The sequence below is a fragment of the Sagittula sp. P11 genome, assembly GCF_002814095.1.
Taxonomy (GTDB): domain Bacteria; phylum Pseudomonadota; class Alphaproteobacteria; order Rhodobacterales; family Rhodobacteraceae; genus Sagittula.
This window is the reverse complement of record NZ_CP021914.1, coordinates 195,317-211,199: the sequence shown is the minus strand read 5'-3', so window position 1 is coordinate 211,199 and position 15,883 is coordinate 195,317. Positions and strand designations below refer to the sequence as shown.

General features: G+C 66.0%; 7 protein-coding genes and 1 pseudogene. 7 read left to right on the top strand and 1 reads right to left on the bottom strand.

All coding sequences use genetic code 11. From position 1 onward, the window contains the following. Positions 1–111: 111 nt before the first annotated feature. The 6 genes from CDO87_RS22990 to CDO87_RS22965 all read left to right on the top strand — a co-directional run bounded on the left by CDO87_RS22990 (position 112) and on the right by CDO87_RS22965 (position 5,349). Entirely contained in the window at positions 112–1,047 is a 936-nt protein-coding gene (locus CDO87_RS22990; RefSeq protein ID WP_254698499.1) for a LysR family transcriptional regulator, read from the top strand. A 130-nt stretch (positions 1,048–1,177) separates the two neighbouring features. Beyond that, on the top strand, positions 1,178–2,179 hold the full coding sequence (locus CDO87_RS22985; RefSeq protein ID WP_100931243.1) for a tripartite tricarboxylate transporter substrate binding protein: 1,002 nt from the start codon (positions 1,178–1,180) through the stop codon (positions 2,177–2,179). A 104-nt stretch (positions 2,180–2,283) separates the two neighbouring features. Then, entirely contained in the window at positions 2,284–2,856 is a 573-nt protein-coding gene (locus CDO87_RS22980) for a tripartite tricarboxylate transporter TctB family protein (protein ID WP_100931242.1), read from the top strand. Then, positions 2,853–4,355: a tripartite tricarboxylate transporter permease gene (locus CDO87_RS22975; protein WP_100931241.1), complete on the top strand. Its 1,503-nt coding sequence runs from the start codon at positions 2,853–2,855 to the stop codon at positions 4,353–4,355. The genes CDO87_RS22980 and CDO87_RS22975 overlap by 4 nt, the downstream gene beginning before the upstream one ends. Next, positions 4,352–5,191: a shikimate dehydrogenase gene (locus CDO87_RS22970; RefSeq protein WP_100931240.1), complete on the top strand. Its 840-nt coding sequence runs from the start codon at positions 4,352–4,354 to the stop codon at positions 5,189–5,191. The genes CDO87_RS22975 and CDO87_RS22970 overlap by 4 nt, the downstream gene beginning before the upstream one ends. Then, positions 5,188–5,349, top strand: a complete 162-nt coding sequence (locus tag CDO87_RS22965) for a hypothetical protein (protein ID WP_254698502.1) — start codon at positions 5,188–5,190, stop codon at positions 5,347–5,349. Before CDO87_RS22970 ends, CDO87_RS22965 begins: the two co-directional genes overlap by 4 nt. A 123-nt stretch (positions 5,350–5,472) precedes the next feature. Here CDO87_RS22965 and CDO87_RS22960 read toward each other — a convergent pair. Beyond that, positions 5,473–6,153 (bottom strand): annotated as a pseudogene (locus CDO87_RS22960) (IS6 family transposase). A 537-nt stretch (positions 6,154–6,690) separates the two neighbouring features. Here CDO87_RS22960 and CDO87_RS27100 point away from each other — a divergent pair. After that, positions 6,691–15,810, top strand: a complete 9,120-nt coding sequence (locus tag CDO87_RS27100; protein WP_198521909.1) for a hypothetical protein — start codon at positions 6,691–6,693, stop codon at positions 15,808–15,810. Positions 15,811–15,883: the final 73 nt, after the last annotated feature.

Sequence of the window (15,883 nt, the reverse complement as noted above, 5' to 3'; positions counted from 1 at the left end):
ATCCCCCCTTTTGCTGCACGCAAACTCGCGGGGTGGGCGGGTAACGTCAAATGCTTGTTTTTCGCAATGAGTAACGTCATGTTAACCGCACGGGAGGCCCCCATGACGGAAATGACATTGCGGCAGATCGAGGTCGTTCGGGCCGTGATGATGACCGGCACGATCAACGGTGCCGCGCAAATGCTGAATGTCTCGGCCCCCGGCATAAGCCGCCTGGTCAAGCACACCGAGGAAAGCCTTGGCATTCGGCTTTTCGAGCGCAAGTCCGGCCTGTTCATCCCCTCGATCGAGGCGTCGAAAGTCTTTGACCAATTGCGCGAGGTCTACAAGGGAGTCGAGAACCTGCAGCAGGCGGTTGGCGCGCTGCAGAAGGGGGAAGAGGTGCGGCTATCCTGCGCCTCGGCCCCATCGGTGGCGCAGTTCATCGCTGCGCGCGTCATGAAACAGGTGCGGGCACGCTACGCCGACCTGTTCATCGACCTCAACATCCTCAAGATCGAAGAGACTTTGGATTACCTTCTGCTGGAGCGTGGAGAGTTCGTCATCATGAGCTCGTCCGTGGTCAACGCCGCTGTGGAGAATGACAAGATCGCCGAAGGACGGTTGGTGGCGATCATGCCTGAAGGTCATACGCTGGCCGCCCAGGCAGAGGTTTCCGTACATGACCTGGCGCAGCACCCTGTCATCGGGTTGGAACCCGCAGATCCTTACGGCCGTCTTCTTGCGCGGCCCTTCGAACAGGAGGGGCTGGCGGTGCAGCATGCGATGCGCGGGCGCTTTGCCCAGACGCTGGTCAGCTTTGTCCGGCACGGGCTGGGGGTTGCGGTAATCGACGAATTCTCTGTGGCCGAAGTCTACATGCCCGGTGTCATCCGCCGCCCGCTGAAAGAGGTGACGCAGGTCGGCATCTATGTGGTGCGCAAAAAAGGGCGCGTGCTGTCGGGCTTTGCCGAGTATGCCATCGCGCAGTTCCGCCGTGAACTGTCCAAGGCGATCGAGGATGGTCCATCGTTGCGCGGTGTGCGCAAGGCTGATCCCATGGATTAACCTGATGTTATGATCAGTGAAGTTTGGGTATTTGACGTTAAAATACAGAATCGGGCAGATTGCCTGCCATCGTCTCCTGGTCGGGAGGATCCCGGCAGTGGGAGACATGGAGACGCTTAGGGAGGATACCATGAAGCGCATTCTGATGGGCGCCGCTGCGGCGCTTGCACTGACCACTGGCATGGCGATTGCCGAATACCCCGAAAAGGAAATCCAGGGCATCATCCAGTGGGGGGCCGGTGGATCGACCGACACGGTGATGCGCTCGGTTACGCCCCATGCCGAAGAGGTTCTCGGCGGCACTGTGGTCATGCAGAACATGACCGGCGCGGTGGGCGCGATTGCCCTGAATTACGTCGCCGATGCAGCTGCGGATGGCTACACCGTTCTGATGGGCGCCGAGAACCCGATGCTGTATAAAATCATGGGTCTGGGCGACAAGGATTACTCGGAATTCACGCCGATCAACATCCTCGCACGCGGCACCCCGCTGCTGGTGGCCAACAACGACGCGCCTTTCAACACCTATTCCGAGATGATCGCCTATGTGAAGGACCATCCGGGCGAGGTCCGTTTCGGCTCTACTGGCCCGGGTGGTCTGCCGTCGGTCGTGACCGCAATGGTCGAGGCGGTCGAGGGTGATCTGGACGTGATCTTTGTCCCCTACGACGGTGACGGTCCGGCGTTGACCGGCCTGCAGGGCGGTGCGATCGACGTGATGCCCGCAGTTCTGGGCGCCGCCATCGAAGGCGTGAAGGCCGGCAACATGAAGGCGCTCGGCGTGGTCGACGTGGCCAAGAACGAGAACCTGCCCGATGTCGAGGTCGTGGCCGAGGTGAACGCAGGCTACAACACCTACCTCCCTTGGGGTCCGTTCTTTGGCGTGTTCGCCAAGAAAGGCACGCCGGACGAGGTGGTCGCCAAGCTGACCGACGCTTATGCACAGGCCGCGCAGAACGAAGATTTCGTAGCCCTGATGGAAGGTCGTGGTTTTACCCTGATGAACATCTCCGGCGCCGAAGCCGAAGCGTTCCTGTCCAAGTGGCAGCAGGGCACCGCGTGGCTGCTTCAAGACGCAGGCATGACCAAGGCATCGCCCGAAGAGTTCGGCATCGCGCGCCCCGGCGAGTGATCTGACATTCCCTGTCGGGCCGCTGGCCCGAGGCACAACCGGGGTGCCGCCCAATGGGGTGCGGCACCCTTTTTCATAGTGACACGCAACGGGAGGAGGGCCCCATGCAGATCGATCCGGAACATCACGACGGCACATCCGATGCCACGCCCGGCGGCGAGCCTGACAAGCGGCGCCCCGGAGAATTGCTCTTTGCCGTCTTTCTGACGGTGGCCAGCCTGTATCTGGTTTGGGACGCCTGGGGGATCGAGAATTCCTTTGGCCCCAACGGACTGTCCTCGCCGCGATCCATCCCGCTGGCGACGACCGTGGTCATGGTGATCAGTGGCGCGCTGGTGCTGCTGAAGACCGTGCGCCTGCCGCTGGACCGCACGGAAACGGTGATGAAAGACATCCTGCCGTGGACGGTGATCCTGTTCGCGGGGCTGCTGGTGGCCTATGGGATGGCGCTGAAGACCGTCGGCTTCCTGCCGGTCTCCGCCGCCTTCCTGATCGTCGCGATCAAGGTGCTGGGGCGGCGGTCGTGGCTTTGGACCAGCTCCATCGCGCTGGCTGCGCTGGTGGTGATCTGGCTGATCTTCCGCATCGTGTTTTCCGTTCTTATGCCGTCCGGCATCGTCCCCGAGGCCGAGCTTGTCCAATTTTTCCGCACGCTGTTCGCAGGAGGTGCCGAATGACCGCGCTCATGGATTTCTTCCTTGTCTTCACTCAGCCGCAACTGTTGCTGCTGGTGGGTCTGGGCACCTTTGCCGGGGTCTATGTCGGTGCGATCCCGGGCCTGTCGGTGACGATGGCGGTGTCGATCCTGATCTCGTTCACCTTTTCCTGGGACGTCTACCCGGCGATCTCGCTGATGATCGGCATCTATATGGGTGGGGTCTATGGCGGCTCGCGCACGGCGATCCTGCTGAACATCCCCGGCGCGCCCTCTGCCATTGCCACGGCGCTGGACGGCTATCCCATGGCGCAGCGCGGCGAGGCGGGTACGGCGATTGGTGTGACCACGGTCATGAGCTTTATCGGCGGGTTCATCGGCATCGGCGTGCTGGCACTGGCCGCGCCCTTCGTGTCGGATTTCGCGCTGAAGTTCCAGCCGCGCGACTACATGCTACTGGCCATTCTGGGCATCCTGCTGGTGGGGTCGCTGTCGCAGGGGTCCTTGCTCAAGGGCATCTTTGCCGGGGCGCTTGGCATTGCCATCGGTGCCGTTGGGCGCGATCCGCTGACCTTTACCGAGCGTTTCACCTTTGACCTGAACCTCCTGAACGGCGGCATTTCCTTCATCGCGGTGATGATCGGCATGTTCGGCGTGTCCGAGGCGCTTCTGCAGCTGCACCACGTCGACAAGGACGCTGTGCGGCAAAAGATCAGCCGTATCGTGCCGTCGCTGGCGACGGTGAAGAAACACCTGCCGTTGTCGCTGCAAACCTCGTCGATTGGCGTCATCATTGGCGCTCTGCCGGGAACTGGCGGAGATATTGCCGCGCTCATGGCCTATGATCACGCGAAACGGGTCACGAAAAACCCCGAAGTGCCTTTTGGCGAAGGCGCGATGGAGGGGCTGGTGGCCCCCGAAACCGCGAACAACGCCGCCGTGGGTGGGGCGTTCATCCCGATGATGACGCTGGGGATTCCCGGTGACGCGGTGACCGCGATCATGATCGGTGCGCTGTTCATTCACGGGCTGAACCCTGGCCCGATGCTGATGATCGAGCAACCGGATATGTTCTGGTTCATCGTCGGCTGCCTGGTCATGGCCAACGTCTTCATGCTGATCTTTGGTCTGACGGGCATAAAGCTGTTCACCAAGATCGTCGAGATGCCGCGCTCTGTGCTTATCCCGCTGATCATGCTGCTGTCGATCGTCGGCGCATTTGCCGTGAACAACGCGATCACCGACGTCTACTGGATGCTCGGCTTTGGCGTGTTCGGCTACTTCATGCGGCATTACGGCTATCCGTTGGGGCCAGTGATCCTTGGGGTGATCCTCTCACGCCTTCTGGATGACAACTGGCGCCGCGCGATCATCTCCGAGCGCGAGGAACTGGGCCGCTTCTTCTGGGGGATCGTCACCAGCCCGCTGAGCCTGACGTTGTTGGTGGCCGTGATCCTCGTATTCGTCTCTCAGACCCCTGTCTGGCGTTGGGGCAAATCCAAGCTGTTCAAGGAGGCATGACCATGCCCGATCTGCATCTGGGCCTGATCGGCGACAATATCGCCCGGTCGCGTTCGCCTTTGCTGCACCGGCTGGCTGGTGAGCAGAACGGTATGACCGTGCAATATGACCGTCTGATCCCGCGTGATCTGGGGCAAGAGTTCGACGCCGTGTTTGATCGGTGCCCCGGCCACGGGTTTCGCGGGATCAACGTCACGTACCCCTACAAGGAACGCGCCGCGGCCAAGGTGACGGTCGATGACCCGTTGGTCCGTGCAATCGGAGCGGTCAACACGGTGCTTTTCGATGCTGATGGACCGAAGGGTTTCAACACCGACTATACCGGTTTCGTGGCGGCCTATCGCGCGACACGGATCGACGCCCCCGGCATCAGCTGCCTGATCGGCACCGGTGGGGTCGGGCGGGCGCTGGCCTTTGGGTTGGTCGCGTTGAAAGCCACGGAAATCCGGCTGGTGGACCGTGATATGGCCAAGGCCGAGGCGCTGGCGGACGATCTGCGTGCGGTTGCCGGTGACACCCGCATTGCCGCCTTTGCAGATGTGACCGAAGCTGCCCGGGGGGCGCAGGGCTTGCTGAACGGCACACCCGTCGGCATGGTCGGCTACGACGGCACGCCACTGGTCGCGGATGCGATGCAAGGGGCAGACTGGGCCTTTGACGCGGTCTACACGCCCGTCGATACGCAATTCCTGAAGGACGCCACCGCACAAGGTCTGGACATCATTTCCGGCTACGAACTGTTCTTCTGGCAAGGCGTCCACGCTTGGGAGCATTTCTCTGGCGGCAAACCGTTGGATCGGATCGCTTTGCGACAAGCGCTGGAGGCGGCGCAGTGAAAACCTCAATCGCCACGTTTTCCATATCTGGCACGCTACGCGCGAAACCGGCCGCCATCGCCAAGGCAGGGTTCGACGGTATCGAGATCTTTGGGCAAGATTTCGTTGCCGATGTGGGCAGGACCCGCGACATCGGGGCAATGATCCGCGACCACTGACTTGAGATCACGCTGTTCCAGTTCTCCGGCGACTTCGAATGGCTGACCGGCGATTTGCGGCGTCGCGCCTGGTTCCGTCGCAAACTTATAGGCAACCGAGAGAACCGCTCTAACCACCTTTTGTCAGGCCGCCAGTGCCGTAAATTGCGTGAACGGGCAAAGGCCGGGCGTCATCTGGCCCTTGCGGATCATTTTGGCGGCTTCGATCCCTTCGAACGTTGCCGATGCGGAGACCAATGGCTTGAATCCCAGCCATCGGTCGAATGCGGTTTGTGATGGTGCGGTGATCCTGCTCAACCATGGTGTACAGATACTTGATCCGGACCGTCTCGATCGGGATCAAGTATCCAAAGCTACGTGGCACTCGGTTCACTGCGTTGATCCCGGCGGTGTAAGCCCCACAGCGGTCGATGACGATCTTGCGGGGCAGACCGTTTACTTCCAGCGCCCGAGCGAAGAACTTGGTCGCAGCCATTTTGTTGCGCCGTTTCGGCGGCGAGAAGTCCAGGGTTTTCCCGAGCTTGTCGATGGCCCGGTAGAGGTAAACCCACGTGCCTTTCACCCGGACACAGGTTTCATCCATGCGCCAAGAACGATCAGTTGGATCCGTCCGGAGACGCGCATTGGCGGCAATCAGTGGGGGTATTTGACCACCAAGTGATTGAGAGTCGCATGGTCAACCTGGACGCCGCGCTCGCCCATCATCTCCTCCGCATCCCTTTATGAAACCGAGTAGCGAACGCAGACGAAGACCGCGAAGAGGACGACTTCCTTCGGAAACCGAGCGCCTTTTGACGAGATCATCTTACTCCCTCCGAACAGCGCCCGACCCCACGGACCGGCAGTCCTCCAGTACACATCGGTCAAGAACCAAAGTTTCCGACAGAACCCGGCCCGCGTCCCGCCGGGAAAGGCGCCGAGGGGGCAGGGGGCGGGCCACCAGGCCAACCAGAATATACCAATTCCGCAGGGTAAAACCGCAGCGTGTCGGATCGGCAACATTGGCGCCGGGAGTATTCGCGCCCTGAACGCCGGTCCCGAAAATTTTTGACAGGTGCCGGGGCGTCATCGCATACCAACAGATGAATTATTCACCTTTTGGGCAGGCTGGCGAACAAAAATTGCGAAGCCCGATGACCGAAACATACCCGCCCCGCCGGTGCGCCCGCCGCACCGGATTCCGCGGGTCTCTGAATGCGGCGCCGCAGAGGTGCCGCCCGGTCCCTGTTTTCCTCCAGTCCTGCCCGACAGAAACGCCGTTTGTGGTCGCACCGCGCCCGCAAGACCGGCATGCCCCTTTGCCAGCGCACGCCCGCAGCGCCTCAGAAGAAAGTTGCCCCCATGTTTGATTTCATTCCCTCGCACCGTCAGATCGGCATCCGTCAGCGTTCGCTGGCACGTCACTGCAAGCTGGGCCGCGCGACGGAACTGGTCTTTGTCCTGGCCACCGGCGCGACGCTGGTGATCGGGGGCGGCGCCGAGGCGGCGACCTTCGCGGTCACCAACGAGGGCGAGCTGGCGGCGGCGATCAACAGCGCCAACGCCAATGCCGAGGCGGACACCATCACGCTGTCCAACAACATCACGCTGACCACCTTCCTGCCGACGCTCGAAGACGCGGACGGCGTGACCATCGACCTTGGCGGCAACACGCTGTCGGGCAACAGCGTGACACGCATCTTCTTTGTCGGCTCGGGCACCGCCACGATCGAGAACGGCACGCTTGCCGACGGCCTCGCCGAGGGCGGCGACGGCGGTGACGGTGACAACGGCGTCGACAACGGCGCGGGCGGCGGCGGCATGGGGGCAGGCGGCGCACTGTACGTGCGCGGCGATACCGCTCCGACCGTGACGGTGTCCAACGTGAGCTTTTCGAACAACGACGCGATCGGCGGTGACGGCGGCGCACTCGGTTCTGACGACGGCGCAAGCGGCGGTGGCGGCGGCCTCGGCGGTGACGGGGGTATCACGAACTTCAACAATTCCACTGATAATGGTGGCGGTGGCGGCGGTGGTGCCTTCGAAGACGGCACGAACGGTTCCGGCAGCACTGGCGGTAACGGCGGCGGCCCGAACGGTGGCGCAGGCGGTGTCAACGCCAACGGATCTGACGGTGGGGACTACACAGGCGGCGGTGCCGGCGGTGGTGGTGGCGACGTAGGCGGTGCAGGTGGTTATGGCGGCGGCGGCGGCGGCGGCGCCGACTTCGGCGACGGCGGTACTGGTGGCTTCGGCGGCGGCGGCGGCGGCGGGTTCATTACTGCCGGCACCGGAGGTTTTGGCGGCGGCGGCGGCGGCAGCGTCTTCATCGACGGCGGTGCTGGCGGTTTCGGAGGCGGAAACGGCTCCACCTCTGTGGGCGGCGGCGGCGGCGCGGGTTTTGGCGGCGCGGTCTTTGTCCAGGACGGGGCAACCCTGACCTTCACCGGCACGACGGGCCTCAGCGGCGGTTCCGTCACCGGCGGTTCGGGCCAGAACGGCGCAGGCGACGGCAGCGCGGCGGGTTCGGGCCTTTTCCTGCAGAACGCGGGCGTGACGCTGGCTCCCGGCACGGGCGAGACGCTCACCGTAAGTGACAACATCGCCGACGATACCGGCAACGGCGGCAACTCCGGTTCCGTAACGCACAGCGGCGCGGGCACTGTGCTCCTGTCGGGCACGAACACCTACACCGGCGCCACGAACATCACCGGCGGCGGTATCCTGACCGCGTCGGGTGGGAGCGCGATTGCCGACACCGGGCTGGTGAATGCCGCCAGCGGGACATTGGAGGTCGTGAACAGCGAGACCATCGGCGCGCTGTCCGGCGCCGGCAACGTGACCCTTGCCGGCGGTCAGACCCTGACCGTCGCGGGCACGGGCACCGTGGCACCGACGACCTTCTCGGGTGTGATGTCGGGTGGCGGCGGGCTGACCGTGAACGGCGCAACGGCCGACCTGACGCTGTCCGGGGCGAACACCTATACCGGGGCAACGACCGTCACCAACGGCAACCTGACCGTGACCGGATCGCTGGCCTCCACCACCAACACGGTGAACGGCGGCACGCTGACCGTCGCCGGCACGACCGGAGGCGGCACGGAGCTGGGCGGCACCACCACCGTCAGCAGCGGCGCGCTTGTCGTGACCAGCGGTGACGTCGCGGCGGTCGTGAACAACGCCGTCACCGACGGGACACCGGACGTCACGCTGAGCGGCGGCAGCATCGGCACGATGACGCAGAACACCGGCGACTTCGCCCTGAACGGCGGCACGGTGGGCACGCTGACCCAGAGCGGCGGTGCGACCGTGGTGGGCGGCAATGCCACGATCACCAATGCATCGACCCTGTCGGGGGGGACGTTTACGGTCAATGCCGGCTCGGGCCTGACGGCGACGGGCGGGATCACCGCGGAAGGCACTGCCGTTCTGGACGTCGCGGGCAACGTGAACGGGACAATCAACGTGGGCGGCACTTCGACCGTCACCCACAACTTCGGAAACGGCACGAACTTCGGCTTCACTTCGGAAGTCATTGTCACCAATGCCGACGCGACGGTCGAGCTGAACCGGAATTACCAGATCGTCACGCTCGACAACCAGTCCGGCACGGTCACGACGACCGCGACGGGAACGACCGGATTCGCCCAGTTCGGCACGGTGACCAACGGCGGGACGCTGAACATCAACGGCACCACCAGCATCGGCGCGGACGTCACCAACACCGGCACGCTGAACGTGGCGGCGATTTTTGGCAATGACGGCATCCAACTGGCGATCAATAACTCGGGCAGCCTGAACCTGTCGGGTGCAGAGCTCGTCGCCGGGATTAACCAGACCGCAGGTCAGACCACCGTCACGGGATCCTCCTCGGTGATCCACACCAGCACGATCTCCGGCGGTAATCTGACGGTGAACGATGGCGCCAACTTCACGGCGTCTGGAAGCGTCGACATCTCGGGCGCCGGCATGCTGACGATGAACGGCACCATCACAGGCGACGTGGACATCACCAGCGGCCAGACGAACAATACCATCGGCAACGGCACCGGGACGGACCGGATCACCGGGACGTTCACGCAGAACAACGCGAACTCCGTCACCACGATCAACTCCGATTCCCGGATCGGCACGCTGGTGAACACCGCGGGCACGATCATCTTCGCGGGCACCGGCACGCACACGCTCGACAACGCGTCGAGCAACGCGGGAACGATGACCGTCGGATCGGGAGTGACCGTTACGGCGACCAACGGCCTGACCAACACCGGAACGCTGAACCTCGACGGCACGATCGCCGGTGCGCTGACCCTGAACGGTGGCAACACCATCGTGAACAGCGCCGTGGCCTCGGTCACCGGGCTGACGACGGTGAACACCAACGGCACGCTGACGGTGAACGCTAACCAGGCCTTCGACGCGGCGGGCGGTCTTCTGGTCGACGGCGGGGCCGTCGTGGCCAACGGTACGATCAGCGGCAACGTGGTCTTCGCCGGCGACAGCGACGTTGAGGGCACCTTCAATGACGGCCTGACCGTACAGTCCCCCAACACCATGACCGTGACCGGAGACCTGACGTACGGCTCGCTGACCGTCCAGAACGGCGCGACCTTCACCACGGCCGGCGCGGGCGGCGTCGCCATGGTCGGCACGTCGAACACGACGACGATCAACGGCGCTGCGGTCTACAACGACGGCGACACGCTGGACGACGCCGGCAGCATCGACATAGGTGCAACCGGCACGGTGACCTTCAACACCGGCGCGACCGGCATCCGCTTCAACGCGGACGACGACGAGGACAACGTCGGCACGATCACCAACGACGGTGCGATCACCGTCGCGGGCGGCGGCGCGGGCGCCGTCAGCATGGCCAACAACGACGGCGCGGGCGACGACAACCTGACCAACCAGGGCACCGGCACGATCGACGTGCAGGCGAACGGCACGCTGAACGGGATTGATACGCTGACGAACAGTTCGAGTTCGGGCAGTGCGATCCAGGTGGGCGCTGGCGCGACTCTGGGTTTCAACACGCTGAACTCGTCGGCGGGGACGGTGACCAGTGCGGGGACGCTTGACGGCGATGTGGCGCTTTCGGGCACGGGGGCGCTTGTGCAGAACGCCGGCGGGTCGGTCGACGGCAACCTGTCGACGGCGGGCGCTTCGGCCTTCGACATCAACGGCACGAGCGGGGATGCGACGGTCGAGGTGACGGGGACGCTGTCGCAGGGCTCGACCGGGTCCTCGACGTTTGCGGGCGACGTGGCCGGCAACGTGTCGGTGTCGGCGGGCACGCTGACGGTCGACGGCGCCTCGGAGTTCCAGTCGGGCCTGAACGTGACCGGCGGCGCGGTCGTGGTGGATGCGGATCTCGGCGTGACCGGGAACACGCTGGTCGACACCGGCGCGCTGACGGTGAACGCCGGCAGCACGCTGACGTCCAACGTCCAGTCGGGCACACTCGGCGGCGGCGGCAGCGTTGTGGTGGACGGCATCGTCGACGGCACGCTCAACGCCAACAACACCAGCACCTTCGACATCAATGCGGGCGGCTCCGTCACCGGGACGGCGACCCACGCCGGCACGGGGACCTCGACCCTCGCAGGCACCGTCGGCAACCTCAACATCACGGCTGCCGGAACCGTTCAGGTGGACGGCGCGGCGGTGTCGAACGGTCTGAGCTTCGTCGACGGCGGCGGCACGCTGGCCGTTCAGGCCGGCGCGTCCTACACCGCCAGCGGCGGCCCCCTGAACGTGGGCTTCGACGGCGGCAACACCGGCAGCGGCACCCTGACGGTGGCCGACACCGGCAGCATGATCGGCAACGTCAGCGTCTTCAATGCGGGCACCGTCGACATCAACGGCACCAGCGGCGACGCGACGGTGGAGGTGGACGGCAACCTGACGCTCTTTGCCGGCGCGACCGACACCTCGACGCTTGCGGGCGACGTGAGCGGCGGCGTCACCGTGAACGGCGGCACGCTGACCACCGACGGCACCTCGGTCATCGGCACCACGCTCGACATCGACGGCGGCACGGTGAACGCGGACGCGGCCACGACCGTGACCGGCGCGGCGACGGTGACCTCCGGGTCGCTGACGGTGGGCGCGGGCCAGTCGCTGACCTATGCCTCGCTGACGGTGGCGGACGGCGCGAGCTTCACGGCCGAGGCCGGGGCGCAGGTCTTCGGCACGGCGAACACGACGACGATCAACGGGGCGGCGACCTACAATGACGGGTCGACGCTGAACGACAACGGCAGCATCGACATCGGCGCGACCGGCAGCGTGACGTTCAACACCGGCGGGACGGGCATCGTGTTCGACGCCGACCAGGACAACAACGCGACCGGCACGATCACCAGCGACGGCACGATCACGGTGAACGGCACCGGCAACGTCAGCTTCGGCACCGACGGCGACGACAACTTCACCAACCAGGGCTCTGCCACGCTGGCGCTCCTGGACAGCTCCTCGGTCTCGGACATCGACGTGCTGACCAACAGCTCGACGGCAAACGGCGCGACGGCGGGCACGGCGGCGATCTTCCTCGGCGGCGGCACCTCGCTGGGCTTCACCACGCTGAACTCCTCGGCGGGGACGATCGTCTCGGCCGGGACGCTCGACGGCGACGTGAACCTGAGCGGCACCGCGGATCTGGACCTCAACGACGGCACGATCACCGGGGCGCTGGACAACCAGTCGGCCACGGCGATCACCCTCGACGGCACCGTCACCGGCGCCTTCACCCAGCAGGGCGCGGGCGCGCAGACCACCGTCGACGGCACCTCGTCCTTCGGCAGCACGGTGGATGTCGACAGCGGCACGCTGACGGTCAACGCCGACACCACGGTGACCGGCGCCACCACCGTCGACGACGCGACGCTGAACGTCGGCGCGGGCAGCACCCTGACCGCCAGCGGCAACGTGCTGGCGGGCGGATCGGGCGGCGCGGGCACGGTTGTCGTGGACGGCACGCTCGACGGCGACGTGACGGCCGAGAACACCGCGACGGTGACGGTCAACGGCTCCGTCGACGGCAACCTCGAAACGCAGGACACCGCCTCCTTCGACATCAACGGCACCTCGGGCGCAGCCCCGGCGGAGGTCACCGGCAACGTCACCCAGGCGGGCACCAGCGCGCTGAACACGCTGGCGGGCGACATCGCGGGCTTCCTGCAGCAGACCGGCGCGGGCACGATCACCGTCGACGGCGATGCGGTCGTCTCGGGCCTCGTGAACATCGACGCGGGCACGCTGACGGTCGCGGGCGGCGCAACGCTGGACGCCACCGGCGCCGGTGTCGACGTGGCGGCGGGCGCCTTCGGCAACGTCGCTGCCACCGGCGAGATCGACGGCGCCACCACCAACGCCGGCACCTTCCAGAACGACGGCACGGTGGACGGGGTGACCAACTCCGGCGGGTTCACCAACAACGGCACCACGGGCGGCGTCGGCAACTCCGGCACCTTCACCAACAACGGCGGCACCGGCACGGTCAGCAACTCGGGCACGTTCGACAACAACGGCTCGACGCTGGCCTTCACCAACACCGGCACGCTGACGACCTCCGGCACGATCACCGGCGATCTCGACCAGACGGCGGGATCGACCACCGCGGACGGCAACGCCACGGTCACCGGCGAGCTGGACATCGACGGCGGCACGCTGACCGTCGATCCCGGCATCACCCTGAGCGCGGGCAGCGCCGATATCGAGGACGCCGGCGGCGTCACGGTGGGCGCAGGGGCGACCCTGCAGACCACCGCGGGCGCACTTACCACCGACGACCAGGTCGCGGTGGGTGCCGGCGGCAACCTGATCGCCGCCACCACCCTGACCAACCAGTCGAACGGCGTCATCACCTATGCCAACGGCGGCACGCTGAGCGCCGGCGGCGCGGGCCAGGGCACCATCGTCAACGAGGGCCAGATCGTCATCGACGCGGGCACCGTGACCGCCACCGGCAACGACAACCTCGTCGCCAGCGGCATGGGCTCGGGGCTGCAGATCCTCGGCGGCACCCTCGACCTCGGCACCGGCACGGTGACAGACACCGGCACCGGATCGCTGACCGCGGTCACACTCACCGCGGACGCCAGCGGCGGCGCGGCGCTGACCACCGGCGGCGTGACCTTCGACGAGGCGGGGATCGAACTGAACGCCAACGTCCTCGGCGACGCGACGGTGAACGGCCCGGTGACCGTGGGCGGCACCGGCTTCTTCGACCTCAACAGCGCGGGCGGCGGCACGGCGACGATCACCGGAGACGTGGTCCAGCAGGCCGGCAGCACCGCGACCTCGACGCTGGCGGGCACCCTCGGCGGCATCCTCGACATAAACGGCGGCACCGTGACGGTGGACGGCACGGGCGGGGGCGGCACATCGGTCGTGACCGGCGCGCTGACCGTGGACGATGCCACGCTGAACGTGAACGCCGACACCGACGCCGCCGCGGGCACCACCGTGGGCGCGACCGGCACGGTCAGCAACACCGCCACCTTCACCACCGACGTCGCCAACGCCGGCGGCTTCACCAATGACGGCACCGTCGTGGGCGGGGTGGGCAACTCCGGCACCTTCGACAACAACGTCGCGGTCACCGGCAACGTCACCAACACCGGCACGCTGACCGATTCCGGCAGCATCGGCGGCACTCTCACCCAGACGGCGGGGTCGACCACCGTGGACGGCAACGCCACCGTGACCGGCCTCTTCGACATGGACGGCGGCACGCTGGCCGTCGACCCCGGCTTCACCTTCGCGGTGGGCAGCGCCGACATCGAGGACGCCGGCGGCGTCACCCTGGGGGCGGGCGCGACCCTGCAGACCACCAGCGGCGATCTCGAGAACGACGACCAGGTGGCCATCGGCAACGGCGGCACGCTGCTCTCCTTCGCGGCGCTCGGCAACGAGACCAACGGCGTGATGGACTTCCTCGGCGCCACCGGTGCGCTGACCGCCGGGGCGGGCTCGGACATCACCAACACCGGCCGGTTCAACATCAACTCCGGCGTGGGCCAGACCGTGACGCTGACCACCAGCGGCGGGGGCAGCTTCACCAGCTCCGGCCTGATCGACATGGTCGACGGCGAGACCGCCGACCGCCTGGTGATCAACGGCGACGCGGTGCTGAACGGCGTGATCGGCATGGACGTCAACGTCTCCGGCGCGATGGTGGGCACCTCGCCCGCCGACACCGCCGACCAGGTCAACGTGACGGGCACCGCCACCGGCGCGCCGACGCTGGCGTTCTCCAACGTCAACGGCGTGTTCTCCAACGTCGCGGCGCCGATCGACCTGATCACCGCGGCCAGCACCGCCGGCGTCTCGGCCACCCAAACCGGCCTGCCGACCAACGGCGCCTTCGTCTACAACCTGCAGAACACCGGCACCGCGGTGCAGCTGACCGCGACGCCCAACCTCGCCTTCGGCGGCGTGGCCTCCGGCCTCGCGGCGACCCAGAGCCTGATCTCCACCGTGGTCAACCGGCCGTCCTCGGCGCTGGTGACCCCGCTGGTGGCCCCGGGCGACGATCCCTGCGCCATAGGCTCCTGGAGCCGGATCACCGGCGGGCGGGCCTCGGCCAGCCTGTCGACCTCGGCCGCGAGCCTGCCCGGCTCGCTGTCCAACCAGATCGACCTGCGCTACCGCGGCATCCAGATCGGCCTCGACCGGTCCTGCTCGGGCGGCTACTACAACGGCTGGGACCTGGCCTACGGCGCGATGCTCGGCACCAACGGCGGCGACACCTCCCTGCCGGTCAACTTCGGCGGCACCGTCACCACGCTCAGCACCGAGTTCGACCAGACCTTCGGCGGCCTCTACCTGAGCGCGGCCAAGGGCCAGTGGTTCGGCGACCTGTCGATCCGCGCCGACAAGACCACCTATTCCATCCAGGAGAGCAACAGCTTCGCCAACGGCGGTCTCGGCATCGAGACGCAGGACTTCGACAGCCGCGGCAAGACCGTCTCGGGCTCGCTCAGCTACTCGCACACGCTCAACGAACAGCTCGGCCTGCGCCTCGTGCCCACCGCCGGCTTCTCGTTCAGTCACATCGAGAGCGACAGCATCGCCATCGAGAACGATCCCTCCACCACGGCCGACAACGCCACCCTGCAGGTCGGCGACATCGACCAGCGGATCGGCTACCTCGGCGCAACCCTGGCCCGCACCCAGGTCGCGGAAAGCGGCACGGCGGCGACCACCTACTTCGTCACCGGAACCTACTTCAACGACTTCGGGGACGACCTCGACAGCACCTTCACCGTCGACAGCAACGGCTCCTCCCAGGTCCTCACATCCGAGACCCTGGCCGGCTTCGGAGAGCTCAGCTTCGGCTTCAACTACACCGCAATCCTCGACGCAGGCTCCGCCCTCCCGGCACGCCAGGTCGACGCATCCCTCCGTGCAGACACACGCTTCTCAGACAATCTCGACTCATGGGGCTTGACCGCACAGGTCAGACTGCAGTTCTAATAAGGGATTACCGGCCGGGGCGGCTTGACCCAGCCCCGGCCACGTTTCAAACTCGATTTCAAAGCGGCATCGC

Coding starts and splice junctions, on each gene's coding strand:
- CDO87_RS22990 (WP_254698499.1), top strand. CDS start 112: ATGACATTGCGGCAGATCGAGGTCGTTCGGGCCGTGATGATGACCGGC.
- CDO87_RS27100 (WP_198521909.1), top strand. CDS start 6,691: ATGTTTGATTTCATTCCCTCGCACCGTCAGATCGGCATCCGTCAGCGT.
- CDO87_RS22970 (WP_100931240.1), top strand. CDS start 4,352: ATGACCATGCCCGATCTGCATCTGGGCCTGATCGGCGACAATATCGCC.
- CDO87_RS22975 (WP_100931241.1), top strand. CDS start 2,853: ATGACCGCGCTCATGGATTTCTTCCTTGTCTTCACTCAGCCGCAACTG.
- CDO87_RS22985 (WP_100931243.1), top strand. CDS start 1,178: ATGAAGCGCATTCTGATGGGCGCCGCTGCGGCGCTTGCACTGACCACT.
- CDO87_RS22980 (WP_100931242.1), top strand. CDS start 2,284: ATGCAGATCGATCCGGAACATCACGACGGCACATCCGATGCCACGCCC.